Source organism: Streptomyces sp. NBC_00273, assembly GCF_036178145.1.
GTDB lineage: Bacteria > Actinomycetota > Actinomycetes > Streptomycetales > Streptomycetaceae > Streptomyces.
In genome coordinates this window covers 7,530,739-7,556,216 of the sequence record NZ_CP108067.1, presented here as the reverse complement: position 1 = coordinate 7,556,216, position 25,478 = coordinate 7,530,739, and the positions used below count along the sequence as shown (strand labels likewise).

23 protein-coding genes and 5 tRNA genes are annotated in these 25,478 nt (G+C 72.4%); 10 read left to right on the top strand and 18 right to left on the bottom strand.

What is annotated here, in order from left to right; translation table 11 throughout:
- Nucleotides 1-111: 111 nt before the first annotated feature.
- Entirely contained in the window at nt 112-621 is a 510-nt protein-coding gene (locus OG386_RS33785; RefSeq protein WP_327386367.1) for a DsbA family protein, read from the top strand.
- A 7-nt stretch (nt 622-628) separates the two neighbouring features.
- Here OG386_RS33785 and OG386_RS33780 read toward each other — a convergent pair whose 3' ends face one another.
- Genes OG386_RS33780 through OG386_RS33770 form a run of 3 tightly spaced genes read right to left on the bottom strand, consistent with a single transcriptional unit; the run spans nt 629 to nt 3,417 of the window.
- Entirely contained in the window at nt 629-1,453 is an 825-nt protein-coding gene (locus OG386_RS33780) for a GNAT family N-acetyltransferase (protein WP_328791206.1), read from the bottom strand.
- Nucleotides 1,454-1,513: 60 nt separating this feature from the next.
- Nucleotides 1,514-2,335: an aminotransferase class IV gene (locus OG386_RS33775; protein WP_328791205.1), complete on the bottom strand. Its 822-nt coding sequence runs from the start codon at nt 2,333-2,335 to the stop codon at nt 1,514-1,516.
- Entirely contained in the window at nt 2,332-3,417 is a 1,086-nt protein-coding gene (locus OG386_RS33770) for a chorismate-binding protein (RefSeq protein ID WP_037712934.1), read from the bottom strand. Before OG386_RS33770 ends, OG386_RS33775 begins: the two co-directional genes overlap by 4 nt.
- 179 nt (nt 3,418-3,596) lie before the next feature.
- Here OG386_RS33770 and OG386_RS33765 point away from each other — a divergent pair.
- From OG386_RS33765 to OG386_RS33745, 5 genes are all read left to right on the top strand, one after another.
- Nucleotides 3,597-3,669: transfer RNA gene (locus OG386_RS33765), tRNA-Gly, on the top strand.
- 39 nt (nt 3,670-3,708) lie between these two features.
- Nucleotides 3,709-3,782: transfer RNA gene (locus OG386_RS33760), tRNA-Cys, on the top strand.
- A gap of 1 nt (nt 3,783) precedes the next feature.
- Nucleotides 3,784-3,855 (top strand) — tRNA-Val (locus OG386_RS33755).
- A 19-nt stretch (nt 3,856-3,874) separates the two neighbouring features.
- A tRNA-Val gene (locus OG386_RS33750) sits at nt 3,875-3,946 on the top strand.
- Between the two features lie 52 nt (nt 3,947-3,998).
- Nucleotides 3,999-4,073 (top strand) — tRNA-Val (locus OG386_RS33745).
- A gap of 226 nt (nt 4,074-4,299) precedes the next feature.
- Here OG386_RS33745 and OG386_RS33740 read toward each other — a convergent pair.
- Nucleotides 4,300-4,485, bottom strand: coding sequence for a hypothetical protein (locus OG386_RS33740; protein WP_030010266.1), 186 nt, complete (start codon nt 4,483-4,485; stop codon nt 4,300-4,302).
- Nucleotides 4,486-5,036: 551 nt separating this feature from the next.
- Between OG386_RS33740 and OG386_RS33735 the strand changes: the two genes are divergently transcribed.
- Nucleotides 5,037-6,251, top strand: coding sequence for a serine/threonine-protein kinase (locus tag OG386_RS33735; RefSeq protein ID WP_328791204.1), 1,215 nt, complete (start codon nt 5,037-5,039; stop codon nt 6,249-6,251).
- A gap of 15 nt (nt 6,252-6,266) precedes the next feature.
- Here the strand turns inward: OG386_RS33735 and OG386_RS33730 are convergent, their stop codons facing one another.
- The 8 genes from OG386_RS33730 to OG386_RS33695 form a co-directional block, all read right to left on the bottom strand.
- Nucleotides 6,267-7,079 (bottom strand): TrmH family RNA methyltransferase, encoded by an 813-nt coding sequence (locus OG386_RS33730; protein ID WP_266598560.1) that lies wholly within the window; start codon nt 7,077-7,079, stop codon nt 6,267-6,269.
- A 42-nt stretch (nt 7,080-7,121) separates the two neighbouring features.
- Nucleotides 7,122-8,366, bottom strand: a complete 1,245-nt coding sequence (gene cobA / locus OG386_RS33725) for a uroporphyrinogen-III C-methyltransferase (RefSeq protein WP_328791203.1) — start codon at nt 8,364-8,366, stop codon at nt 7,122-7,124.
- 259 nt (nt 8,367-8,625) lie between these two features.
- Entirely contained in the window at nt 8,626-11,829 is a 3,204-nt protein-coding gene (gene cobT / locus OG386_RS33720; protein WP_328791202.1) for a nicotinate-nucleotide--dimethylbenzimidazole phosphoribosyltransferase, read from the bottom strand.
- A 274-nt stretch (nt 11,830-12,103) separates the two neighbouring features.
- The gene (gene cbiE / locus OG386_RS33715) at nt 12,104-13,303 is read right to left on the bottom strand and encodes a precorrin-6y C5,15-methyltransferase (decarboxylating) subunit CbiE (protein ID WP_328791201.1); all 1,200 of its coding nucleotides are present in this window, start codon (nt 13,301-13,303) and stop codon (nt 12,104-12,106) included.
- Nucleotides 13,304-13,405: 102 nt separating this feature from the next.
- Nucleotides 13,406-14,104, bottom strand: coding sequence for a GNAT family N-acetyltransferase (locus OG386_RS33710; RefSeq protein ID WP_328791200.1), 699 nt, complete (start codon nt 14,102-14,104; stop codon nt 13,406-13,408).
- Nucleotides 14,105-14,341: 237 nt separating this feature from the next.
- On the bottom strand, nt 14,342-15,208 hold the full coding sequence (locus tag OG386_RS33705) for a MetQ/NlpA family ABC transporter substrate-binding protein (RefSeq protein WP_328791199.1): 867 nt from the start codon (nt 15,206-15,208) through the stop codon (nt 14,342-14,344).
- Nucleotides 15,209-15,300: 92 nt separating this feature from the next.
- Complete coding sequence (locus OG386_RS33700) at nt 15,301-15,969, bottom strand: methionine ABC transporter permease (RefSeq protein WP_030010866.1); 669 nt, start codon at nt 15,967-15,969, stop codon at nt 15,301-15,303.
- Nucleotides 15,966-17,012 (bottom strand): methionine ABC transporter ATP-binding protein, encoded by a 1,047-nt coding sequence (locus OG386_RS33695; protein WP_328791198.1) that lies wholly within the window; start codon nt 17,010-17,012, stop codon nt 15,966-15,968. The genes OG386_RS33700 and OG386_RS33695 overlap by 4 nt, the downstream gene beginning before the upstream one ends.
- A gap of 618 nt (nt 17,013-17,630) precedes the next feature.
- Here OG386_RS33695 and OG386_RS33690 point away from each other — a divergent pair.
- Both OG386_RS33690 and OG386_RS33685 read left to right on the top strand, forming a co-directional pair.
- Nucleotides 17,631-17,999: a hypothetical protein gene (locus OG386_RS33690; protein ID WP_327386357.1), complete on the top strand. Its 369-nt coding sequence runs from the start codon at nt 17,631-17,633 to the stop codon at nt 17,997-17,999.
- Nucleotides 17,992-18,426, top strand: coding sequence for a hypothetical protein (locus OG386_RS33685; RefSeq protein ID WP_328791197.1), 435 nt, complete (start codon nt 17,992-17,994; stop codon nt 18,424-18,426). The genes OG386_RS33690 and OG386_RS33685 overlap by 8 nt, the downstream gene beginning before the upstream one ends.
- A 7-nt stretch (nt 18,427-18,433) precedes the next feature.
- On the opposite strand, the gene OG386_RS33680 is transcribed toward OG386_RS33685, so the two are convergent.
- The 3 genes from OG386_RS33680 to OG386_RS33670 all read right to left on the bottom strand — a co-directional run bounded on the left by OG386_RS33680 (nt 18,434) and on the right by OG386_RS33670 (nt 20,808).
- Nucleotides 18,434-18,940: a GNAT family N-acetyltransferase gene (locus OG386_RS33680; RefSeq protein ID WP_189740114.1), complete on the bottom strand. Its 507-nt coding sequence runs from the start codon at nt 18,938-18,940 to the stop codon at nt 18,434-18,436.
- A gap of 37 nt (nt 18,941-18,977) precedes the next feature.
- On the bottom strand, nt 18,978-19,538 hold the full coding sequence (locus tag OG386_RS33675; RefSeq protein WP_328791196.1) for a sigma-70 family RNA polymerase sigma factor: 561 nt from the start codon (nt 19,536-19,538) through the stop codon (nt 18,978-18,980).
- 73 nt (nt 19,539-19,611) lie between these two features.
- Nucleotides 19,612-20,808 carry a glycerophosphodiester phosphodiesterase gene (locus OG386_RS33670; RefSeq protein ID WP_328791195.1) on the bottom strand — a complete coding sequence of 399 codons (1,197 nt, stop codon included), beginning with the start codon at nt 20,806-20,808 and terminating at the stop codon, nt 19,612-19,614.
- A gap of 293 nt (nt 20,809-21,101) precedes the next feature.
- Between OG386_RS33670 and OG386_RS33665 the strand changes: the two genes are divergently transcribed.
- The gene (locus OG386_RS33665) at nt 21,102-21,731 is read left to right on the top strand and encodes a lysophospholipid acyltransferase family protein (RefSeq protein ID WP_327285580.1); all 630 of its coding nucleotides are present in this window, start codon (nt 21,102-21,104) and stop codon (nt 21,729-21,731) included.
- Between the two features lie 21 nt (nt 21,732-21,752).
- On the opposite strand, the gene OG386_RS33660 is transcribed toward OG386_RS33665, so the two are convergent.
- From OG386_RS33660 to OG386_RS33650, 3 genes are all read right to left on the bottom strand, one after another.
- Nucleotides 21,753-23,228, bottom strand: a complete 1,476-nt coding sequence (locus OG386_RS33660; RefSeq protein WP_328791193.1) for a membrane-associated oxidoreductase — start codon at nt 23,226-23,228, stop codon at nt 21,753-21,755.
- Between the two features lie 79 nt (nt 23,229-23,307).
- Nucleotides 23,308-24,852 carry an MFS transporter gene (locus OG386_RS33655; protein WP_328791192.1) on the bottom strand — a complete coding sequence of 515 codons (1,545 nt, stop codon included), beginning with the start codon at nt 24,850-24,852 and terminating at the stop codon, nt 23,308-23,310.
- On the bottom strand, nt 24,849-25,400 hold the full coding sequence (locus tag OG386_RS33650; RefSeq protein ID WP_328791191.1) for a TetR/AcrR family transcriptional regulator: 552 nt from the start codon (nt 25,398-25,400) through the stop codon (nt 24,849-24,851). Before OG386_RS33650 ends, OG386_RS33655 begins: the two co-directional genes overlap by 4 nt.
- Nucleotides 25,401-25,478 lie beyond the last annotated feature (78 nt).

The window sequence follows — 25,478 nt, the reverse complement described above, 5'->3', positions numbered from 1 at the left end:
CTGCCCGGACGGATCTCCGGGACATCTCCGGGTCGCGCCTCCTCCCTGGGTCCAGGTCTCCCGGTCCCGGGCCCGGTCGGTGGCGCGGGCGGGGGCTGGGAGACTGTCCGCATGACCGATTCCGTGATCCTCGACGTCTGGTGCGAACTGCAGTGCCCGGACTGCCACCGCGCCCTGGACGACGTACGCGCCCTGCGGGCCCGCTACGGCGACCGGCTGGACATCCGGCTGCGCCACTTCCCCCTGGAGAAGCACAAGCACTCCTTCGCCGCGGCGCAGGCCGCCGAGGAGGCCGTCGAGCAGGGCCGGGGCTGGCCCTATGCGGAGGCCGTGCTGGCGCGCACCGCGGAGCTGGCCGAGCGCGGCGAGCCGGTCCTCCTGGACGTGGCACGTGAACTGGGGCTCGACGTGGAGGAGTTCGACACCGCCCTGATCGACGGGCGGCACATCCTGATCGTCGACGCCGACCAGGCCGAGGGCAAGGCGATCGGCGTCACCGGCACCCCGACGTACGTGATCGACGGCCAGCGCCTCGACGGCGGCAAGAGCCAGGACGGACTGCGCGCCCGGATCGAGGAGATCGCCGACCGCCTGCTGGCGGACGCCGGAGAGACCGCCTAGACACCGTCTAGATCAAGTCCTTCGCATAGTTGAAGTTGGTGGGTCGGTAGCCGAGGGAGAGGTACAGCCTCAGGGCCGGGGTGTTGTCGGTGAAGACCTGGAGCGCCAGCAGGCTGTGGCCGGCGGCGAGTGCGGTGTGCTCGGCGAGCTCCATCAGGTGGCGGCCGTGCCCGTGCCCCCGGTGTTCGGCCCGGACCTCGATGTCGTAGACGTACGAGCCCGCCCCGCGCGGCGCGAGCCACACGTGGCCGACGGGCACCCCGGCTGCCTCCAGGACGACGAAGGCCGCTCCCGGGGTGGCCAGGCCCCGGGGCAGCTGGCTCTCGTGGTCGGCGACCGACTTGGCGCGGGCGGCCTCGGCGGACATGCCGCGGCTGCTCCAGTTCGCGGCGTAGGACTCGACGGCCCGGGCGTACCAGCCCTCGTACTCGGCGTCCGTCATGGGGCGGCCGAGCACCCCCTCGGGCAGGGCCGGCGGCTCTGCCGTCAGCTCCTTGGCCATGTTCCGGCTGTACTCGGCGTACCCGAGGGCCTCGGCCATGCACAGACCCGCCTCCGAGTCCGCCGGGACCGAGACGCGGACCCGGCGGCAGCCCCAGCCGCGCAGCACTTCCTCGGCGGCGAGCGCGGCCACGGTGGCCCTCCCCCGCCGGCGGTCGCCCTGCTCGACGTCCAGGTCGCGGATCTCGCCGACCGTCGGCCCGAACGGGGTGTCGGAGGCGATGGTCAGGGCGCCGACCCGCCGGCTGTTGACCCGGATCTCGTACGGGCGCGAACGCGCGCCGTCCGCCGTGTGCTGGAGCGGCCCGGACGGCCGCAGGGTGGTGGTCATCCCTTGAGTTCTACCCGCCCCGCGGCCGCCGCGACAGTCCTCCTGGCGGCCGGACGCCCGCTACGGGTCGATGTCCGCGGCCGCCTTCACCTCGAAGATCCGCATCACCTCGGCCGTGACCGGTCCGGGGGCGGTCCCCAGCTCGCGGTCGTCGATCCGCAGGACCGCCTGGGCATCGCGCAGCGAGGAGGTCACGAAGACCTCCTCGGCCCGCTCCAGCACCTCGAAGGGCAGGTCGGTCTCCTTCGCACCGGCCCAGTCGACGATCAGGGCCCGGGTGATGCCGGCCAGGCAGCCGGAGTCGAGCGGCGGGGTGTGCAGTTCTCCGTCGAGCACGACGAAGACGTTGGAGCCGGTGCCCTCGCAGAGGCGGCCGAGGGTGTTGGCGAGGAGCGCTTCGGAGGCCCCCGCGCGGTGCGCGGCGGCGAGGGCGACCACGTTCTCGGCGTACGAGGTGGTCTTCAGCCCGGCCACGGCGGAGCGCTCGTTGCGGACCCAGGGCACCGTGACGACGGCGGTGGTGTCCGGGCGGCGTGGGGAGTCAGCGACGGCGGCGATCAGGGTGGTCCCGGCGTCCCCCCGGTCGGAGCCGAGCGGGGAGACGCCGCCGGTGTAGGTGATGCGCAGCCGACCGTGCTCCAGCGGATTGGCCTCCAGTACTGCGGCGCAGGCGCGGCGGACCTCGTCGAGGTCGGGGTCCGGCAGGCCCAGGCCCCGGGCCGAGCGGGTGAGCCGTTCCAGGTGCCGGGTGAGCGCGAAGGCGCGGCCGCGCTCGGCCTTCAGCGTCTCGAAGACGCCGTCGCCCACCGTCAGGCCGTGGTCGAAGACGGACACCTTCGCGCTGTCCACCTCGGTCAGGGCTCCGTCGAGCCAGATCTTCATGGTGCGGTCCTTCCGATCGTGTCGTTCGTCCCCTGCGTACCACCGCTCACCTCGTGGCCCATGGCCACGCGCAGGAGCCGGGCGGCCTTGAGTTCGGTCTCCGCCCACTCGCGGTCGGGGTCGGAGCCCCAGGTGATGCCCGCTCCGGTGCCGAAGAGCAGCCGGGGGCCGCCTGCGGCCTCGCGGTCGATCCAGAAGGTACGGATGCCGACGGCGAGCTCGGCGGTGCGCCGGTCCGCGTCCACCCAGCCGATGCCTCCGCAGTAGGGGCCGCGCGGGGCGGTTTCCAGGGCTTCGATGATCCGCAGGGCGGAGGACTTCGGGGCGCCCGTGACGGAACCGGGCGGGAAGGTGGCGGCGAGCAGCTCGGGCCAGCCGGCGCCGTCGGCGAGCTCGCCGCTCACGATGGAGACGAGGTGGACGAGGCCCGGGTGCTCCTCGACGGCGCACAGCTCGGGGACGGCGACGGAGCCCGTCGCGCAGACCCGGCCGAGGTCGTTGCGCACGAGGTCCACGATCATCACGTTCTCGGCGTGGTCCTTGGGGAGCAGGTCGTCGACGGTGCGGCCGGTCCCCTTGATGGGGCCGGACTCGATGTGCCGGCCGGACCGGCGCAGGAACAGCTCCGGTGAGGCGGTGGCGATCTCGACGCCGTGGGCGGCCAGGCGAATCGTTCCTGCGAAGGGTGCGGGGTTGCCGCGCGCGAGGAGCGCGGTGAGCGCGTCGACATCGGCGCGGTCGGGGTGGGGCAGCGGCGCGGACATCACCCGGCAGAGGTTGGCCTGGTAGACCTCACCTGCGGCGATGTGTTCCCGGACGCGCCGTACGCCGGCCACGTACGCGGCGCGGTCGAGGGAGGAGGTCCACCGGTCGGCGTCGGGTCCGCGCCAGGCGCCCGGAACGGGCGCGGGGACGGGCTCGCGGCGTACGTCGCCGAAGCGCGCACAGACGAGCCGCCCTTCGAAGTCGGCGGACACCGCCCAGAAGCCGGTGGAGTCGAGGGCGGCGGGATCGCTGGTGACGTCTCGGAGGTCGGTCGCGAGAAGGCCGCCGAAGCGGGCCATGGGAGGCAGGTCGTGCACGGCTGCGAGTCTATGACCGGTGACGACACGGCGCCGGTGCGGTGACGGCAGGGTGACCTGTGGTGATCGAGTGGCAGCACGCTGCGGAAACGCGTTTTTGAGCTGGCCCGGTAATCCGCTAGAGTTCAACACGTCGCCAGGGAGCGAAGGGGAAAACCCCGGAGCGAACACGGTGACCTGCGGACGTAGCTCAGTTGGTAGAGCACCACCTTGCCAAGGTGGATGTCGCGAGTTCGAGTCTCGTCGTCCGCTCGAAGTGGGGGATCTTCCCGAGAACCCCTGCAGCTCCATGGTGGAGTGGCCGAGAGGCGAGGCAACGGCCTGCAAAGCCGTCTACACGGGTTCAAATCCCGTCTCCACCTCCAAGGACGATTAGCTCAGCGGGAGAGCGCTTCCCTGACACGGAAGAGGTCACTGGTTCAATCCCAGTATCGTCCACTGATCCGCAAGGATCCCCGCGCGATTAGCTCAGCGGGAGAGCGCTTCCCTGACACGGAAGAGGTCACTGGTTCAATCCCAGTATCGCGCACGCAGCACCTGCACCACCTTGTTCCACCTGCGGCTTTCGAGCTGCGGAGCCCGCGCGATTAGCTCAGCGGGAGAGCGCTTCCCTGACACGGAAGAGGTCACTGGTTCAATCCCAGTATCGCGCACCACCGGAAAGCCCCGATCGTCTCCACGGTCGGGGCCTTTGCGTTCCCCCGCACGGGTAGGCCGGCACGCAAAGGGCCCGCGAGCACGAAAAAGGGTGCTGCCCGTCCGACTCCCCAGTCGTACGGGCAGCACCCTTCACCTGCCGTCCGTCCGCCGCTCCCCCGTCCCCACGGGGTTCGACAGGCCGATGTCCCGGTCCGGACCGCTCTTCCGGACCTGGGGTGCCGCTCAGCGCCCCAGCATCACGCCTACGGACGACGCCTGTGCCGCCAGCTGCTCGAAGCCTCCGAAGAGGAAGAGCAGCAGGGCGGCCAGGGGGAGCACCATGGCCGCGGCCACCAGCGGGTGGCGGGTACCGGACTCGTGGCCGTTGAACGCGAATGCCTTGCGTCCCTGCCGTGCGATGTCCGCCATGGCCCTCTCCCTGTCGTCTGGCAGCGGCGGGCTCGTGACCTCGGGGGACGAGTGCGCCACCCGCCGCTTGTCTTCAACACTAGGCGGGCGGGCGGCTCCTGACCTCATGCCCTCGTACCCATTGCCGGGCCTCCGGGAGGATGACGGGGCCTCCCCCGCGTACTCCCCTGGGTGGAGATCGCTCCCCCGCTATGGGGGTCTTCCCGGAGGGGATGACCGGAGGGTAGTGACTTCGCTCACTTCCGTCACTGCCTGTCGTCGCGTGTCCGCCCACCGGCCCCCGGCAAGATCGACTCGGCCGGGAGCCGCCCACGGACGCGCCGGAGCGGGCCCGAACCCGCTCCCGGGCGCCAATCCCCTTGGGAAAAGGGCTGCTTGGCCGGGTGGACCGTCCCGGGAGCGCTCCCTGACCAGAGCGCCGAAGCCCCCTCACGTGTGCTGTGGCGCACTGACAACCGAATCCCCCGGCGAGGGCGCGGCCTCTGAGCACGCATGCCGGATGGTCCGTAAGCTGTGCCACGTCAACAGGACGACCGGTCAGCGGGGTGGACATGGCGATGATGCGGCTCCGGCGCGAGGACCCGCGTGTCGTCGGCTCGTTCAGACTGCACCGGCGGCTCGGAGCCGGCGGCATGGGCGTGGTCTACCTGGGATCGGACCGGCGCGGGCAGCGTGTCGCGCTCAAGGTCATCCGGCCGGATCTGGCCGAGGACCAGGAGTTCCGCTCGCGGTTCGCCCGTGAGGTGTCCGCCGCCCGGCGGATCCGGGGCGGGTGCACCGCGCGCCTGGTGGCCGCGGACCTGGAGGCCGAGCGCCCCTGGTTCGCGACCCAGTACGTGCCCGGGCCTTCGCTGCACGACAAGGTGGCCGAGGAAGGCCCCCTGACGGCCGCGCAGATCGCCGCCGTGGGCGCCGCGCTCTCCGAGGGCCTGGTGGCCGTCCACGAGGCGGGGGTCGTGCACCGCGACCTCAAGCCCTCGAACATCCTGCTGTCGCCCAAGGGCCCCCGGATCATCGACTTCGGCATCGCCTGGGCCACGGGAGCGAGCACCCTCACCCATGTGGGTACGGCCGTCGGCTCCCCCGGGTTCCTCGCACCCGAGCAGGTGCGCGGCGCCGCCGTCACCCCGGCCACCGACGTCTTCGCCCTGGGCGCCACCCTGGCCTACGCGGCCACCGCCGACTCGCCCTTCGGGCACGGCAGTTCCGAGGTCATGCTGTACCGCGTGGTGCACGAGGAGCCGCACCTCCAGGGGGTCCCGGACGCGCTGGCGCCCCTGGTGCGGGCCTGCCTCGCCAAGGACCCCGAGGAGCGGCCCAGCACGCTCCAGCTGTCCATGCGGCTCAAGGAGATCGCGGCCCGCGAGGCGCAGGGGCTCTCCGACGGGCGTCCGCCGGCCCAGCGGGCCCGGGTCGAGCGGCCGACCGGACGGCTGCCCGAGGCGGAGCGGATCGGCGGGGCCGAGGAGTACCCCGGCCGGCGTACGGAGCGTCGTACGGGCGGCAGCACCACGCCCCGGGCCCAGGGCGGCTCCCCGAGCGGTCCGCACTCGCGGCCCTCGTCCTCGCGCAACCCGCAGCACCCCGGCGGGCCGTCCTCCCGGCCGCCCTCGGGGCGTACGGGGGGCCGTCCGGCCCCCAGGACGACGGGGACGGGACGGCGCCCCTCGCGGCCGGATCCGAAGCTGATGCGGCAGCGGCTGATCGTGTTCGTCGTGGTGACGCTGATCGTGGCGCTGGGCATCGCGGCGGCCCAGAAGCTGTAGCCCCGTCGCGCTCGGTCAGGCGCGGCCCTGGGCCACCGCGTAGAAGGCGACCGCGGCGGCCGCGCCCACGTTCAGCGAGTCCACGCCGTGCGCCATGGGGATGCGCACCCACTCGTCGGCGGCGACCAGCGCGGGCGTGGACAGGCCGTCGCCCTCGGCGCCGAGCATCAGCGCGACCCGTTCCAAGGACTGCGGCGCGGCCACGTCGATCGCCGTCGCCTTCTCGTGCGGGGTGAGGGCGAGCAGCTTGAAGCCCGCCTCGCGCACCGAGTCCAGGCTCTTCGGCCAGGCTTCCAGGCGGGCGTAGGGGACGGAGAACACCGCTCCCATGGAGACCTTCACCGAGCGGCGGTAGAGCGGGTCCGCGCAGTCGGGCGACAGCAGCACCGCGTCCATGCCCAGGGCGGCGGCGCTGCGGAAGATGGCCCCGATGTTGGTGTGGTCGTTGACCGCCTCCATGACGACCACGCGGCGGGTCGTGGAGAGCAGCTCCTCGGCCGTGGGCAGCGGCTTGCGCTGCATGGAGGCCAGGGCCCCGCGGTGCACGTGGTAGCCGGTGACGCGCTCGGCGAGCTCGGGGCTCACGGCGTAGACCGGTGCCGGGAGTTCGTCGATGACGTCGCGCATGACGTCGACCCACTTGGCGGAGAGCAGCATCGAGCGCATCTCGTACCCGGCGTCCTTGGCGCGTCTGATGACCTTCTCGCCCTCGGCGATGAAGAGGCCTTCCGCGGGCTCGCGCCTGCGCCGGAGTTCGACGTCGGTCAGGCCCGTGTAGTCGCGCAGGCGCGGGTCGTCGGGGTCGTTGACGGTGATGAGATCAGCCACAGGGTGATACTGCCTTGTCCGGGGTGCGGTGCCAACGGCCTGTCAGGCGCTGGTGGTGGGCGGGGTGCGGTCGCCCGGTCCGTTCACGCGGACGACCTCGCCGATGACGATGACGGCCGGCGGGCGGACCTCTTCGGCGCGCACGGTCTCGCCGACCGTGGCCAAGGTGGCGTCCACCCGGCGCTGGGTGGCGGTGGTGCCCTCCTGGATCACCGCGACGGGGGTGTCCGCGGAGCGGCCGTGGCGCACCAACGCCTCGGCGATCAGGCCGATCTTGTCGACGCCCATCAGGATCACCAGGGTGCCGGTGAGCTTGGCGAGGGAGGCCCAGTCCACGAGCGAGCGCGGGTCGTCGGGGCCGACGTGGCCGCTGACGACGGTGAACTCGTGGGCCACGCCTCGGTGGGTGACCGGGATCCCGACGGCGCCGGGCACCGAAATGGAGCTGGAGATGCCGGGGACGACGGTGCAGGGGATGCCGGCCTCGGCGAGGGCCTGGAGCTCCTCCATGCCGCGGCCGAAGACGTACGGGTCGCCGCCCTTGAGCCGGACCACCGCCTTGCCGGCCTTGGCGTGCTCGATCAGGGCGTTGTTGATGGCCTCCTGGGCCATGAACCGGCCGTACGGGATCTTCGCGGCGTCGATGACCTCGACGTGCGGCGGGAGCTCGTCGAGCAGGTCCCGGGGGCCGAGCCGGTCGGCGATGACCACGTCGGCCTCGGCGAGGAGGCGGCGGCCGCGCACGGTGATCAGGTCCGGGTCGCCCGGGCCGCCGCCGACGAGGGCCACGCCGGGGGTGGCCTTGTGCCGGTGGGCGGGAGCGGTGAGGGTGCCGTCGCGCAGGCCCTCGACGACGGCGTCGCGGACGGCCGCGGAGCGGCGGGGGTCGTTGCCGGTCAGCACGGCGACGGTGACGCCTTCGATGCGGCCGGTCGCGGGGGTCCAGGCGGTGGCGGCGGAGGCGTCGTCGGCGCGGACGCACCAGACGCGCTCGCGCTCGGCCTCGGCGGAGGCCCGCTCGTTGTCCTCGCGGTTCTGGGTGGCGATCAGCGCGTACCAGGCGTCGGCGAGGTCACCGTCCTGGTAGCGGCGGCGCTCCCAGCGGATCTCGCCGGTTTCGGCCATGGCGTCCACGGAGGGGGTGGCGGAGGGCGAGATCAGCAGGACGTCGGCGCCGGCCGCGATGAGCGCGGGAAGGCGGCGCTGCGCGACCTGGCCGCCGCCGATGACGACGACGCGGCGGCCGGCGAGTCGGAGACCGACGGGGTAGGCGGGGGTTTCGGCCATGGCGGTGCGGCTCCTGGTGCGGCGGTCGTTCTGTCGTGCCGCTGCGGCTCTGGAGCGGCGGGATGCTGACGTGCGGGTTCTTGGTGCTGGTCCACCATACGGCGCGGGCCGTCCCGAGGCGCGGACGGGGCTGCGCCCGGGGCAACGGGCCGGCCCCGGCCCGCCCCGGGGTCGGCCTGCGCCGTGCGTGGGTGCCGGTCACGGATCGGGGCTCCGCCCCGGACCCAGCGCCTCAAACGCCGGCGGGGCTGGGGTTGGGCTACTTCTCCGTGACGCCCGCCGAGTCGAACGTGGCGACCTCGTGCATCGCGCGGGCCGCGCTCTGGACCAGGGGGAGGGCGAGCAGGGCGCCCGTGCCCTCGCCGAGGCGGAGGTCCAGGTCGACCAGCGGGCGCAGGCCCAGCTTGTTGAGCGCGGCGACGTGGCCCGGCTCGGCGCTGCGGTGGCCCGCGATGCACGCCGACAGGGACTCGGGGGCGATGGCACGGGCCACCAGGGCGGCGGCTCCGGCGCTGACGCCGTCCAGGATCACCGGGGTGCGCAGCGACGCGCCGCCGAGGAGCAGGCCGACGATGGCCGCGTGCTCCAGGCCGCCGATGGCCGCCAGGACGCCGATCGGGTCCGCCGGGTCGGGCTGGTGGAGCTCCAGGGCACGGCGGACGACCTCGACCTTGCGGGCGTGCGTCTCGTCGTTGATGCCCGTGCCGCGACCGGTGACCTCGGCCGGGTCCACCCCGGTGAAGACCGAGATCAGGGCCGCCGAGACCGTGGTGTTGGCGATGCCCATCTCGCCGGTGAGGAGGGCCTTGTTGCCGGCCGCCACCAGGTCGCGGGCCGTCTCGATGCCGACCTCGATGGCCGCGACGGCTTCCTCGCGGGTCATGGCCGGGCCGGTGGAGAGGTCGGCCGTGCCGGGGCGGACCTTGCGGGGCAGGAGGCCGGGGGTGGCGGGGAGGTCGCCCGCGACGCCGACGTCGATCACGCAGACCTCGGCGCCGACCTGGTTGGCGAAGGCGTTGCAGACCGCTCCGCCGCCCAGGAAGTTGGCCACCATCTGGGTGGTGACCTCCTGCGGCCACGGGGTGACGCCCTGGGCGTGCACGCCGTGGTCACCGGCGAAGATCGCGACCGCGGCCGGCTCCGGGATCGGCGGCGGGCAGACCCGGGAGAGGCCGGACAGCTGGGCGGAGATGATCTCCAGCATGCCGAGGGCCCCGGCGGGCTTGGTCATGCGCTTCTGGCGCTCCCAGGCCTCGCCCAGGGCCTTCGCGTCGAGCGGGCGGATGCTGGCGACCGTCTCCGAGAGCAGGTCGTGCGGCTCCTCGCCGGGCAGCGCGCGGCGGCCGTAGGTCTCCTCGTGGACCACCCAGGAGAGCGGGCGGCGCTGCGACCAGCCGGCCTGGGCCAGCTCGGGCTCCTCGGGGAACTCGTCGACGTAGCCGACGCAGAGGTAGGCGACGACTTCGAGGTGCTCGGGCAGGCCCAGCTCGCGGACCATCTCGCGCTCGTCGAAGAAGCTGACCCAGCCGACGCCGAGGCCTTCGGCGCGCGCGGCGAGCCAGAGGTTCTCGACGGCGAGGGCCGAGGAGTACGGGGCCATCTGCGGCTGGGTGTGCCGGCCGAGGGTGTGGCGTCCGCCCCGGGTGGGGTCGGCGGTGACGACGATGTTCACCGGGGTGTCGAGGATGGCCTCGATCTTGAGTTCCTTGAACTGCTTCGCCCGGCCCTTGGGCAGCGACTTCGCGTACGCCTCGCGCTGGCGCTGGGCGAGCTCGTGCATCGTCCGGCGGGTCTCGGCGGAGCGGATGACGACGAAGTCCCAGGGCTGCGAGTGGCCGACGCTGGGGGCGGTGTGGGCCGCCTCCAGGACGCGGAGCAGCACCTCGTGCGGGATCGGGTCGGTACGGAAACCCTTGCGGATGTCGCGACGCTCGCGCATGACGCGCAGGACGGCTTCGCGCTCGGCGTCGGCGTAGCCGGGGGCCGGCTCGCCCGCGGCGGGCTCGGCCGGAACGTCCACCGCGGGCTCGCCCTGGGCGGCGGCCTCGGCGGGGGCAGCGGCCTCGGCGGCCTCGGTGGGGGCAGCGGCCTCGGTGGGGGTGGTGGGCTCGGTCTCCGGCTGTGCCTCGGGCTGCTCCGCCAGGACCGGCTCCGGGGCGACCTCGGGCTGTGCCGGGGCCGGCTCCGCCGGGGCCTCGGGCTGCTCGGGCTGGACGGCCTGCGGCTGGACCGGCTCGGGCGCGGACTCGGGCTGGGGCTCGGGCGCGGACTCGGGTTCCGGCTGCGCCTCGACGACCGGCTCCGGCTGGACCGGCTCGGGCGCCACGGCCACCACCGGCGGGGCGGGGACGACGGGCTCGGGCTGCGGCTCCACGGCCACCGGCGGGGCCGCGATCGGCTCGGCCTGGGCCACCGGCTCCGGCTCGACCTCCGGCTGTGCTTCGGCAGCGGGCTCCGGCTGGACCGGCTCGGCCACGACGGCCGCCACCGGCTCGGGCTGGGGCTCGGGCTCGGGCTCGGGATCCACTGCAACCGGCTGGACCGCGATCGGTTCCGGCTGCGGCTGCGGCGGGGCCGCGAGGGGCTCCGGCTGCAGCGGCTCGGCCACCACCGGCTCGGGCTGGACCGCCGTTTCCGCGGGGGCCGGGACGGGCTCCGGCTCCGGCTCCACGGGCTGCGCCGCGGCCTCGGCGGGGGCCGGGGCGGGCTCCGCCGCCGGCTCCGGCGTCCACGGGGCACCGGCCTGCGGCGGGATCTCGCCCAGCTGGGCCGCGGGGGCCGGGGCGGCCTCGGCGCGCGGGACGTCCAGGTATTCGGGTCCCGTGGTCGGGGGTCCCGCCTGGCGCAGCGGGAGGGACGCCGACGGGGTGCTCACGGCGGCCATCGGAACGGCCTGGGCGGGCGCGGCGGCCGGGCCGCGGTCAGCGAGGGAGCGTACGACTCCGCCGTTGGCCTCGGGCATGGGCGGGCCCATGTGCAGGGGGCGCCGGACGGGGGCCGCGGGAGCCACCGGGGCCGCGGGGACCGCCGGGGGCGGGACGACGAGCCCGCCGAGGTCGAGCGCGCCGGAATCACGGCCGCCCGTCTCGTGCGCGCCCGCGCTGTAGCCGCCGTCGGGGAACACGGGCGGGGGGAACTCGGTGTACGCGGCCGGGGCCTCGGGGTAGGCGGGCGCGGCGGCGTAGGACGGGTCCGGGTACATCTGCGGCTCGCCGAGCTGGGGCGCGGCGGGGAAGGCGGGGGCCTGCGGGACGACCTGCGGGTCGCTCCACGCGCCCTGGCCGCTCGGCATCAGCAGCAGTTCCTCGTCCTCCGGCTCGGCCGGGTTGTCCATGAGGTCCTGGAAGGCGTAGCCAGCGGGAATCGGTGCCGGGATCTGGACCGGAGCGGGGACGCTCTGCTGATCCACCATGCCCGCGCTGTCCGGGAGACCCTCGCCCGGGACCTGGCCGGTGTCAGTCATGCTTACCCCTCGCCCATCGGTGTTGCCTCTTCGATCGCCCGGTCGCCCACGAGGCCGCCGAGCGGTTTTGCCTGCGGGGTTGCGGTGCGACGAGCTCGTCTCGCATACGCCTGCACGACAACCAGTAAGCATTGTCGCGCCCGTCGGCCACCGCGGCGGCCATAACCGTCACGGTCCTCTGTGGACTGCGCCACGTCGCGCGTCCCGGTGGTGTCGCGATGCCCGAATCGTCCGGAGCGGTACGACGATCGGCCAGCCTACCCCGGCCCTCGGCTCAGCGCGTGGCGGGGCGTTGCGCTGCCAGGAGGAACACCACGGAACGGTCCTGTTCGGCCCAGGTCCGGGTGTCCAGGCCGACGGACTGGAGCAGCGCGCACTCAACGGCGTAACCGTGTTCGGCGAGTGCCCTGCCGATCGCCTCCGCCTCGTCACGGGTGGAGGCGTGGCTGACGATCCGTTCGGGGCGGCGTTCGGCGACGGCCGCGACGACGGCGGCGCCGCCACCGCCGACGCGGACGACATCGGGCTCGGGCAGGTTCTCCAGTACGTGCGGCGCGCGCCCGGCGACGGTCTGGAGCTGCACTCCGCGCTCGCGGGCGGCGGCGGTTATGCGGTCGCAGGCGGCCGGGTCGGCGTCCACCGCGATGACGGCGGCGCCGAGGGCGGCCGCATCCACGGCCACGCCGCCGGATCCGGCACCGATGTCCCAGAGGAGGTCGCCGGTGCGCGGGCCGAGCCGGGCGAGTTGGGCCGCGCGGAGCTGGGCGGACTCGCCTTCTCCCGCGTCGGCCTGCGGCCCGGCCCAGCCGCGGTCGACGGACCGGGCGGCGCTCTGGCCGAGGAGCCAGCTCGCGTCGGCGGGAGCCGGTCCCGCGCCCCCGATGACGATGACGACGTTCGGGTCGCGCCAGCTGTGGTCGGCGGCCTTGTCGGAGGTGAGGACGCTCACCTGCTCGCGGTCCGTGCCGAGTTCCTCGCAGACGACGAAGGTGCGGTGAACTCCTTCGAGGAGCAGCGCGAGTTCCGCGGGGCCGGCGCCGGGTGAGGTGAGGACGGCGACCTTGGCGTGGGCGCGGCAGACGTTGACCGCGCGGCGCAGGGTGCGGGGGTGGGCGACGACGACCTGGGCGTCGTCCCAGGGCATGCCGGCGCGGGCGAAGGCGGTGGCCACGGAGGAGACCGCCGGGAACACCTCGACTTCCAGGCCGTGCTCCGGGGCGCGCAGGACGCGTACGGCGCCGAAGAAGCCGGGGTCCCCGTCGGCGAAGACCACCGCGGTGCCGCGGTGGCCGGCGATGCGGCGTGCGGCGAGGCCGACGCTGCCCAGGCGGATGCGCTCCGCGGTGGGCGGCACTTCGGGGAGGGCGAGGTGGTGTGCGGCGCCGGCCACGAGGGTGGCGGCGGAGAGCGCGGACCGGGCGCCCGCGGTCAGGGGCGAACCGTCCCAGCCGATCACCGTGACCCGGTCGGCCATCGTCGTCAATCTCCTGGTCTGGCAGGGGGCACCTCCCAGCGGCGGCTGGGGGAGGGCGGGGTTTCGTCGGGGCGGGCACGGTGAGACTACCCGGTCATCGGTTCAGTTCCAGTCGGCGCCCACGGGGTGGCCGTGCGCGTCGGCGCGCTGCGGGAACGCGGTGCTGCGGGCGTATCCGTCGTAGCTGTCGTAGCTGTCGTACCCGTCGTAGCCGTCGCCCTCGTCGAGGTCCTCGGGGACCAGGCTCCAGACGATGAGGTCGGTGCGGGTGTCGACCCAGCCGCCGTCGGCCGTCTGCGTCCGGACTATCCACGCGTTGCGCAGGACGCCCTCGCTGATGCAGCCGATCTTCTGGGCCACCTGTTGCGAGGCGGTGTTGTCGGCGGCGGTGCGCACCTCGAGGCGCTCGAACCCCTGGGCGCGGAAGAGCCATTGGGCGACGGCCAGGACGGATTCGCTGGCGTAGCCCTCGCCGCGGGCCCAGGGGGCGGTGACGTAGCCGACCTCGGTGGCGCGGGTGTGCCAGTTGGTGCCCTGCAGGTGCACGATGCCGACGAGGCGCTGGGTGAGGAACTCGGTGACGGCGAAGACGATGCCGCGGCCCTCGGTGCGTTCCGCGTGGGAGTGCCGGGTGGCCCAGGCGTGTGCTTCGGCGTGGGTGTAGGGGTGGGGCGCACCGGTCCAGGCGGTGACGTGCTCGTCGTTCATCATCTCGGTCAGCGCGGTGACGTCCTCTTCCTCGAAGGGGCGCAGCACCAGCCGGTCCGTGCTGATGGTGACGTCCGGGAAGGTGGTAGTCATGCGCAGCTCCATGCCTTAAGACCGTGGTGCGACCGTGGTGCGATGCGACCGCGGTGCGGGACCGTTCGTGCGGGACCGTGCGTGCGGGTCGTAGGCCACAGCATGCAGCATCGACCGGGTGATGTGCAGGGCCGGGTTGCCCGGAAGCGGGCAGAGCTCGGCCCCGCGCGCCGTCAGGTGCGTGCGGGGCCGAGATTCATGACCGGTTCGGGAGGAACCGGATCAGGAGATACCGGTTCAGGAGGCGGCCGGGGCACCGAAGGCCGGGATGACCGAGCCCTGGTACTTCTCCTCGATGAACTTCTTGACCTCGTCGGAGTTCAGCAGCTTGGCCAGCTTCTGGATCCGCGGGTCGTTCTGGTTTCCGTCCTTGACCGCGAGGAAGTTGGCGTAGGGGTTGCCCTCGGCCTTCTCCAGGATCAGCGCGTCCTTGGCGGGCGACAGCTTGGCTTCGAGGGCGTAGTTGCCGTTGATGACCGCGGCGTCCACGTCGTTCAGGGCGCGCGGGACCGTGGCGGCCTCCAGCTCCTTGAACTCCAGGCCCTTCTTGTCGGTGATGTCGGACAGCTTGGCGCTGGTGCCGACACCCTCCTTGAGGGTGATCAGGTTGTTCGCGGCGAGCAGCTGGAGCGCGCGGCCCTCGTTGGTGGTGTCGTTGGGGACGGCGATGGTCTGGCCGGCCTTGATGTCACCGATGGCCTTGATCTTCTTGGAGTAGAGGCCGAGGGGCTCCAGGTGCACGTTCACGACGGGCACGACGTGGGTGCTGTTCTTCTTGTTGAAGTCGTCGAGGTACGGCTTGTGCTGGAAGTAGTTGCCGTCGACCTGGCCCTGCTCGGTGGCGGTGTTCGGCAGGACGTAGTCCGTGAACTCCTTGACCTCCAGCTTGAGGCCTTCCTTGGCCGCGAGCTTGTCCTTGACGAAGTTCAGGACGTCGGCGTGCGGGCTCGGGGACGCCGCTATGACCAGGGGCTTGCTCTCGTCGGCCTTGCCGCCGTCGGCCTTCGCCGAGGACGGGTCCGAGGAGCTGCCGCAGGCGGTGAGGCCGAGGGCGAGCGCGGTGGCCGTGGCGGCGAGGGCGGTGAGCTTGATGTTCTTACGCACGAAGAGTGCCTTTCTTGCTGAACAAGTACCGATGACTTGCTGGTGGTGGCCCAAGCACGACAAGTGCGGGCTCTGTTGGGGGGAAAGTCTTTTCAGGCGGTCCGGCCGCGGCGGGCGAGGAGGCGCACCGCGCCGTCGCCGAGCAGCTGGATCACCGTGACGAGGGCGATCAGGACCACGACGGTGGCGATCATGAAGCCGGTCTCGAAGCGCTGGAAGCCGTAGGTGATGGCCTTGGAGCCCAGTCCTTCGCCGCCGACGGCGCCGGCCATGGCCGAGTAGCCGACGAGGGTGATGACGGTGGTGGTGACACCGGCGACCAGGGAGGGCAGGGCCTGCGGGAGGAGCACCTTGCCGACCAGGGTGGGGATGCCGCCGCCCATGGACTCGACGGCCTCGATCAGGCCGTGGTCCACCTCGCGGACGGCGGTCTCGACGAGCCGGGCGAAGAAGGGGACGGCGCCGATGGCGAGCGGGACGATCATGGCGGTGGGGCCGATGAAGGTGCCGACGACCGCCGTGGTGACCGGGATCAGGAAGATCAGCAGGATGATGAACGGCAGCGAGCGGCCTATGTTCACGATCACGCCGAGGACCTTGTTGAGCGGCTGGTTCTGCAGGAGGCCGCCCTTGTCGGTGAGGACCAGCAGGATGCCGATGGGCAGGCCGCCGAGCACGGTCACCAGGGTGGACCACAGCACCATGTAGAGGGTGTCGTAGGTGCCCTGGGTGAGCAGCGGCTGCATTTCGGACCAGGTCACTTGGCACCATCCTTGACCAGCTCGGCCAGTTCGTTGTCGATCTCGTCGACGACGTCGACCTGGAGGCCCTGCTCGCGCAGGAAGCCGACCGGCACGACGTTGTCCTCGTAACCGCCGGGCAGTTCGATGCGCATGCGGCCGATCTGCCGGCCCGCGACGGTGTCCATCGCGGCGCCCAGGATCGAGATGTCGATGTTGTACGTGCGCGAGAGCTGCGAGATGACCGGCCGGACGGCGGCTTCGCCGTGGAAGGTGACGTCGACGACCGTGCGGTCGGGGCCGGTGGCGGTGCCGGTGACCGGGAAGAGTTCGGCGGCGAGCTCGGAGCCGGGGGTGGCGAGGAGTTCGGCGACGGTGCCGGACTCGATGATCCGGCCGTTCTTCATCAGGGCGGCCGAGTCGCAGACGGTCTTGACCACGTCCATCTCGTGCGTGATGAGCAGCACGGTGAGGCCGAGCTGCTGGTTGAGGTCGCGCAGCAGCCCCAGGACGGAGCGGGTGGTCTCGGGGTCCAGGGCGCTGGTGGCCTCGTCGGACAACAGCACCTTGGGGTCGCCGGCCAGGGCGCGGGCGATGCCGACGCGCTGCTTCTGGCCGCCGGAGAGCTGGGTCGGGTAGGCCTTGGCCTTGTCGGCGAGGCCGACCAGGTCGAGGAGTTCGAGGGCCTTGCGGGAGCGCTCGCGACCGGAGACGCCGAGGATCTCCAGGGGCAGCTCGACGTTGGCCTGGACGGTGCGCGAGGACAGCAGGTTGAAGTGCTGGAAGACCATGCCGATGCGGCTGCGGGCCTCGCGGAGCTCCTTGCCCGCGCGGCGGCCGCGGCCGCCGAGAGCGGTGAGGTCGACGCCGTCCACCGTCACGGTGCCGGTGGTGGGGCGCTCCAGCAGGTTGACGCAGCGGATCAGGGAGGATTTGCCTGCGCCGCTCTGGCCGATGACTCCGTAGACCTCGCCCTCGCGGACGTGGAGATCGACGCCGTCCAGGGCGGTGACCTCGCGGCCACGGGACTGGTAGACCTTCGTGAGGCCCGATGTGGTGATCACAGGATTTCCGTCGCTGTCGAGTGCACGGCGCAGCGGGGTGCCGGGCACGGGGCAAACAATCTGGGGACGCGATACGGGACGAACCGTCAGAAAACGATGGTGTCGACGCGTGCGCGGGGCAGGAGCGAGCCGTGCTGTTCATCAGCTGGTGACGTGGTGGCGCGGCTGGTCTCGCTTCGGGGCGCGAGGCTCAGGAAGGGGCCCTCAGAAGGCGCACATTCGACACATACAACGAGCACCGGGCGTCATCGTCGCCTCGGTCGCAAGGGTGCGGCTGCTCGTCGTGGTCATGGGCCCCAGTAAAGCAGACGTATCCCCTGACCGATCAAAGACGTCCGCATAGCGGACGCATTCCGACCACATACCGGACGTCACCGGTCAAGGCCGGCCCTCCGTCCCGAGGCCGGTTCCCCGCCTCCGACCTGCGCCGACACGGCCCGCCGGGGCCGTTCGGCCCGCCCGGTCCGGAGTGCGGCGACCCGGTCCGCTGTGGTCAAGACCACGGTCGCCGCGCCGCGCACGGGGACAGCGCGCGGGAACGGCGCACGGGTAGCGCGCGGGCTTCCTGGAGACAGGGGTGCGCGCATCGGGTCTTACGGCCCGTAATACCCTCGCTGCATGCTCGACGCCCTGACGGTCGCCATCGGCGTGGCCGCACTCGCCCTCGCCGCCTGGTGCGGCCACGCCGCATGGCGGGACCAGCCGACCAAGGACTGGCACTTCATCGGCATGGCCGTCGTGACCGTGCTGGTCCTGGCGCAGCTGGTGATCGGCTTGGTCAAGCTGGCCCAGGGCGAGAAGCCCGACGAGGGCGCGGTGATCTTCGTGGCCTACCTCGTGGGCGCGTTCGCCGCGGTACCGGCCGCCGGGATGCTCTCGCTGACCGAGCGGACCAAGTGGGGATCGATCACGGTGGCCGCCGGCGCCGTCGTGCTCGCCGTCCTCGAAGTACGGCTCTACGACATCTGGGGAACCACCGGTGCCTGACTCCGACACGACGGACGCCACCGGCGCCGCCACCACGACCGCCGGACGGGGGCGGCTGGTCTCCGGGCCCGGTCTGCTGCTGGTGTGGCTGTACGGGGTGATGGTGGTGGGCGCGGTCTCCCGCTCGGCCTTCCAGATCTCCACCGAGTTCGACCGGGCGCCGCTGCCGTACTCGCTGTCCGCCGTGGCCGCGCTGGCCTACGCGTTCATCACGTACTCGCTCGTGCGCGGCGGTGAGAAGGCCCGCAAGGCGGCGCTGATCTGCTGCGCCGCCGAGCTGGCCGGTGTGCTGGCCGTGGGGACCTGGACCCTGGTGCGACCCGAGTCCTTCCCCGACACGACCGTGTGGTCCCAGTTCGGGATGGGCTACCTGTTCATCCCGGTGATCCTGCCGATCACCGGGATGCTCTGGCTGCGCAAGCGCTGAGGGGCGGTTACGCGCTGACCGTGAAGTCGGTCGGGTCCTTGGCTTCCTTCTCCAGGATCACCAGCTGGACGCCGTCGGACGCGGTGCGGCCGCCGACCTTGACGTAGCCGGCCTTGCGGTAGAGGCGCAGGTTCGACTCGCTCTTGTGCCCGGTGTGCAGGCGGAAGCGGGTGGTGTGGCCGGGGCCCGCCAGGGCCTCCTCGACCGCGCGCAGCAGGCGCGCCCCGAGACCGTGACCCTGTAGGCGCGGGTGCACGCAGAGCTTGGCGATCTTGCCGGTGCCGTCCTCGTCGACGTTGCCGCGCACGGTGCCGACGACCTCGTCGCCGAGCCGGGCCACCAGGACGGTGTCCGTCGCCAACTCCCCCTTGAGGGAGTCCAGGGACTGGGTGAGCGGCTGGATGAGGTAGTTGCCGTACAGCTCGGCCTCCCGCTGGAAGGCCAGGTACTGCAGTTTGAAGATCTGCTCAGCGTCCTCGGCAGCCGCCGCCGAAATGGTCACGCTCATGCCCATGTGCGCATGCCTCCAGCTCACCTGGTAGCCCGTTGGTCTACCGCTCCTTTCCCCGCAGGCCAGGAGCCGCAACCTCTGCAGCCAGCATTCTGCGCAGACATCCCAGGCAACGGGAACGGACGGGCCCTAAACTTCCTTGTGAGATACCCAACTCTCCTGCGATTTCACGGTAAGTGAGGTCTCTGGGCGAAAGAAGTGCCTTCATCAGCTCGGGACAGCGTCCGGGCAACCGGGCGACCGCCGATCGGAGTGCGCGGTTCTCCTCGCCGTGCAGGAGGGCGTCCTCGGGCTCGGCCGCGGGGGCCGCGGCGGCGGGTGCGTTCCCGTCCACCGGGTGCTGGCGGTGTCCGTAGGGGATCTCCCGCCTCGCCCGGCGCCGGGCGAGGCGGGCCTCCGCCCGGACCGCCCGGCGCAGCCACCGCGCCGGCTCCGCGGGTTCGGCCGGATCGGGGGCGTGCCGGCCGCTCTCCAGCAGCCTGACCCAGACGGCTTGTTCCAGGTCGGCCGCGTCCACTCCGGTGCCCGGGGCCTCCGCGGCCGCCTCGGCGGAGAGCAGCGGGCCGAGCTTGTCGACGTAGTCAGCCTTCAGCAGGTCCATGCCGGGCGGGACGAGCGGGCCGGGCCGGACGGTTTCCCCGCCGGTCCCGGCCCACTCGTACGGGAAGCGGCGCTCAGCGGTTGACGGGGCGTCGGCCGGGGCGGAAGGCCTCCGCCGCGAGCAGCCCGGTGTCCGGGTTGTCGGTGAAGATCCCGTCGATGCCCTGCTCGAAGTAGGTCCGGAAGGCGCCGAAGGCGTCCCCGTACGCGGTGGGGTCGGTCCCCTTGCGGTATTCGGCGGGCAGGAAGCTGTTCTCGTTGCGCGCGGTGTAGGGGTGCAGCAACAACCCGCGGGCGTGGGCGTCCGCCACCAGGGTGGTCGGAGCGCCGAGCTTTCCGGCCGCGTCGCGCGGGAGGATCAGGTCCATGGTCGGGCCGATTCCCTGGGCGAAGCCGGCGATCCACTTCAGGCCCTCGGGCTTGACCAGGTCGGCAACCGTCCGCGGGTCCCCGGCCAGTTCGAAGTCCCAGGGGCGGGTGCCGGCCGCGGAGAGCAGGACCACGCGGGGCGCGGAGACCAGCCGGGAGAGCCGCTGGATGCTGGAGGGCTCGAAGGACTGGAGGAAGAGGGCGGCGCTGCGCCCGTCGCGCCCGTAGCGGCGCAGGAGCTTGGCGAGGGGCTCCTCCAGGCCGAGGCCCAGGCTCCGGAAGTAGCTGGGGTGCTTGGTCTCGACGTGCAGCCACACCCGCCTGCCGCGCCGCTTGCCCTCGCGGTCGGCCCAGCGGAGCACCTCTTCGAAGGTGGGGACGGCCCACTGGCCGTCGTAGAGCGTGTTGCGCTGGCGGACGGCGGGGATGCGTTCCTTCGCGCGCAGGGTCTTCAGCTCGGCCAGGGTGAAGTCCTCGGTGAACCAGCCGGTGACGGCGACCCCGTCGACGGACTTGGTGGTGCGCCGGGAGGCGAACTCGGGGTGCTCGGCGACGTCGGTGGTCCCGCCGATCTCGTTCTCGTGGCGGCACACCAGATGGCCGTCGCGGGTCGGGACCAGGTCCTGCTCGATGACGTCGGCGCCCAGGTCGAGGGCGAGCTGGTAGGAACCGATCGTGTGCTCCGGACGGTACCCGCTGGCTCCGCGATGGCCGATGACCGTCGGGTGGGGAAGGTCCCGGTAGCCCCCGTCACCGTTTCCGCGGCCGTCGCCGGACCCGGACCCGTACCCGTCGTCCGCGGCAGCCGCCGCGGAACCCGCCGCGAGTCCCGTGATCCCGGTCCCCGCCGCCAGGACGGCCGCCCCCAGGACCGTGCGCCGCGCTGCCCCACCCTGTGTCATGAGTGCCACTCCTCTTCGTGATCGCCGTGTCGCGGCCCGCGATCGGCGTGCCGATGGTAGGCAAGCAGGGGTGACCGAAGGGCGTGCGACGACGGCACATCCGGGGAACTTGGCGGAAACGCGCGTCAACACTGCGTATCCGACACGTGAACCCGATGTGCGCTCGGAGCAGACCCGCGAGTATCGTCCTCACCTGCGCTACCTCCGTGTGGTGGGTGCGCGAACCGCTTTTCGATGCCGGAGGGCCCACGTTGTTCCGTACGAAGCTCATCAAAGCCACTGTCGGACCGGTCATGCGCATGATGTTCCGCACCCGCGTGGAGGGCATCGAGAACATCCCCGGGACCGGGCCGGTGATTCTGGCGGGCAACCACCTCACCTTCATCGACTCCATGATCCTGCCGCTGGTGTGCGACCGTACGGTCCACTTCATCGGCAAGGACGAGTACGTGACCGGCAAGGGGATCAAGGGCCGCGCCATGGCCTGGTTCTTCACCGGCTCCGGCATGATCCCCGTCGACCGTGACGGGGCGAACGGCGGCGTGGCGGCCCTGATGACCGGTCGCCGGATCCTCGAGGAGGGCAAGATCTTCGGCATCTACCCCGAGGGCACCCGCTCCCCCGACGGCCGTCTCTACCGCGGCCGCACCGGCATCGCCCGCCTCACCCTGATGACCGGCGCCCCCGTGGTGCCGTTCGCGATGATCGGCACCGACAAGCTCCAGCCGGGCGGCGCCGGCATGCCGCGCCCGGGTCGGGTCACCGTCCGCTTCGGCGAGCCGATGGAGTTCTCCCGCTACGAGGGCATGGACCGCGACCGCTACGTGCTGCGCGCCGTCACCGACTCGGTGATGGCCGAGGTCATGCGCCTCTCGGGCCAGGAGTACGTCGACATGTACGCCACCAAGGCGAAGGCCGCGTAGCCCCTCCCCCACCCGCCCTTCCTACTGACGCTGGAGTGACCGGCTGACGCCCGCCGCCGTGGTGGTGGCGAGGATCCATCCGGTCACGATCAGCAGGTACGACAGCCACTGGTGCCAGCCGCCCGGCGCGAAGGCTCCCTCCTGGCCGAAACTGACGATCGGCACCATCAGGTCGATCGTGTAGAAGACCGCGTTGAAGTCCGGCGCCTCCCCCGCCTTCAGGGCGCGCGGCGGGTCGATCCCGTACGCGATCGACCCGGTCATCAGTAAGGCCACCAGCCAGCCCGCCGCGCGCAGCGGCCGGAAGCCGTAGCCGACGGTGGCGTCCTGGAGCAGTCCCCACGCCCGGGCGGCCCGGGGCAGGGTGTGGCGGTGCCTGCGCAGCTTCGCGAGCTGGACGGTCCGGGCGGCCGCCTCGTCGCCCGCCGTACGGTAGGCCGCCGCGAGCTGTTCGTAGGCGTACGTGAGGTACCCGGACTCCTCCCGCTCCAGGGCGGGCAGCCGCTGCTCGGCGGGGAGGTGCGGGGCGAGGGTGCGGTAGGTCAGGCCGTCGATGGCGATCCGCTCGGGCCAGGCCTCCGGGTCGACGTGGAGCAGGTCGACGGTGGAGCGGCGCAGGTTCACGTCGCCCCGGACCCGGTCGCAGCGGCGCAGCCACAGCTCGCCTATGGAGCAGCTGGACGCGCGCAGGGCGGTCCCGTCCGGGTTGGCGAGGTCGGCGCGGGTGAGGTTGGCCTGGCCCGGTATCCGGGAGCCGGTGAGGTTGACCATGCCGCGGGCCTGCATCCGGTGCGCGCGCAGGTCGGTGCCGACGGTCAGGTTCTCGGCGTGCAGGGCGATCCCGCCGGGGGCGAGCAGCCGGGCGCGGTCGAGCTGGATCTGGCCGCCGACGGTGGCCCCGTTGAGGCGTAGCTGTCCGTGCACGGTCAGGTCGTTCGCGATGATGTCGGTGTCGACCTCGATGTGGTTGAGCTGGAGCGGGGGCTCGTCCGCCTCTTCGCCGGCCGTGGGGCCGATCACGGCGCCCTGGAGGAAGAGGCCCCCGGCTATCTTGGAGCCCTGCAGCCGCACGGGGCCGGCGATCCGGCAGTGGGACAGGCGCAGGACCACGTCGACGCGCAGCGTGGAAGCGGTCAGGCCGGGCAGCGTGGAGTAGCCGAGGACCAGGGCCCGCAGCTGGGCCCCGTACATCAGGGGCTTGCGCTCGAACCAGCAGTCGCGCAGCCGGATGGGGTGGTCGATGACGGCGTAGCGCATGTCGAGCTTGCCCACGATCTTCGCGCCCTTGACCTTGAGGCCGGGGACCCGGCCCTGCACGGCGGGGCAGGCGCCCAGCAGGATGGCCCGCAGTACCTCGGCGCGCAGGGTGCGGTCGGGGCCCCAGTCGGCTCCGTCGACGGAGCTGTCCTCGGGGGCGGCGCGGAAGTCGACCCCGTCGCCGCGCGGGAAGGCTTCCCAGACGCGGCGTTCCGCCGGGGTCAGATCGTTGATCTCCATCGCCGGGATGGTGTCCCGCAGTTCTACGAACTGTCAACTCCGGCCGGAACACCATCCCTTGCCCGGAAGCGCCGGAAGGTCAGTGCTCGACGCCGTCCTGGAGCCGCTGGCCCTTGAGCAGGAACCAGGCGGCCGCGGCGGTGGCCAGCAGCACGGCCGCACCGACGCCGGAGGCGAGCCGCAGCCCGTCCACGAAGGCGTCCTGGGCCGCGCCCACCATCACCTCGGCGGTGTGCGGGTCGAGCGCCTTGGCTGCCTCGACGGCCCCGCCGAGGGACTCGTGCGCGGCATCGGCGACCGGGCCCGCGACCGAGGCCGGGGCGGTGAAGCTCTGGTAGACGCCGGTGACGATGGAGCCGAGCAGGGCGATGCCGAGGGCGGCGCCGAGTTCGTACGCCGTCTCGGAGACGGCGGACGCCGAGCCGGCCTGCTCCTTGGGCACGCTGGAGAGGATCACGTCGGCGGTGACGGTGAAGGAGAATCCGGCGCCGAGGCCGACGACGAGCAGGGCCGCGCCGAGCAGCGGGTAGCCGCTCTCCTTGTGGATCAAGGTGAGCACGGCGAGGGCCAGGCCGATGGCGCCGAGGCCACCGGCCACGATGGTCCGCACCGAGTACCGGCGGGCGTACCGGCCCGCGATCAGGCCGGTGACCACCGCGCCGATGGCGGCGGGCAGTTCGGCGAGGCCCGCCTCCAGCGGGTCGCGGCCCTGGACGAGCTGCAGGAACTGGGAGAGGAAGAAGACCAGTCCGGAGAGGCCGAAAACGGTGAGCAGGTCGGCGAGGACCGCGCCGGAGAAGCCGCGGTGCTTGAAGAGCCGCATGTCGAGCAGCGGGGACGACAGACCGAACTGGCGGCGTACGAAGGCGTACAGGGCGCCCGCACCGAGTGCCGCGGTGGCCGCGACCTCCCAGGTCACGCCGTGGGTGGCGACTTCCTTGACGGCGTAGACCACGCTGATCACGCCGACGAGGGAGAGGCCGACGCTGACGAGGTCCCAGGGGCCGGCGACCGGGTTCTTGGATTCGGGAAGCAGCTTGATTCCGACGACGACCAGGGCGATCATCACGGGGAGGTTGATCAGGAAGACCGAGCCCCACCAGAAGTGCTGGAGCAGGGCTCCGCCGACGACCGGGCCGACGGCCGCGCCGGCCGAGGCGGTGGCGCCCCAGATGCCGATCGCGAGGCTGCGCTCCTTGGGGTCGTGGAAGATGTTGCGGATCAGCGCGAGGGTGGACGGCATCAGGGTCGCGCCGGCGACGCCCAGCAGGGCCCGGGCGACGATCATCATCTCGGGGCTGGTCGCGTAGGCGTTGAGCACGGACACGGCACCGAACGCGGCGGCGCCGGTGAGCAGCAGCTTCTTGCGGCCGATGCGGTCACCGAGGCTGCCCATGGAGACCAGGAGTCCGGCGATGACGAAGGAGTAGATGTCGCCTATCCACAGCAGCTGGGTGCCGGACGGCTTGAGGTCCTCGGAGAGTGCGGGGGTGGCGAGGCCGAGTACGGTCGCGTCGACGGCGACCAGCAGCACGGCGAGCACCAGCACGCCCAGGGCGAGCCAGCGGCCGCGGCTCCTGGTCTCCGTCCCGGTCGGGCTGTTCAGCTGCTGGATGCTGCTCATTTCTCCACACTCCGCTTGGCGCCACCGAGCAACAGCTCGATGATCATGTATTGGAAGTCCTTGGCGGCGACCCGGCCGTCCATCACGGCCCAGGCGCAGGCGCCGACGAGGGCGTAGAGCGCCTCGGTGAGCCATGCGGGGCTCAGGTCGATCCGGATGTCGCCCTCTTCCTGGCCGCGCCGGAAGAGCGCGCTGACGCGGGCGTCGAGCCGGGCCCATCCCTCGTTGACCTCGTCGCCCTCGAACAGCTGGTTCTCGGTGACCAGGAAGGCCAACAGCTGGGCGTTGGGCTCGGACTCGGCGACGAGGCGTCCGATCGCCTCCGGCGCCGTGCCCTCGTCGAGGCGGGCGTTGTCGAACGCCACCTCGAACTCCCGGATGCCGAGTTCTTCGAGGGCCCGTACGAGGGCGTCGCGTCCGGCGAAGTGCCGGTGGAGGGTCGCGCGCCCGATCCCGGCGGCGCGGGCGACCTCGTCCATCGTGGCGGTCGACTTGCGGGAAAGCAGGGCGGCCGCATCGCGGAGCACCTGGTCACGATCCATGGCCATGAGACAAGCATACCCCGAATGAGACGTCCATGTCTCATTCGGTGGAAAAATGAGCTGCCGAGGGGCAGCCGGAACGGA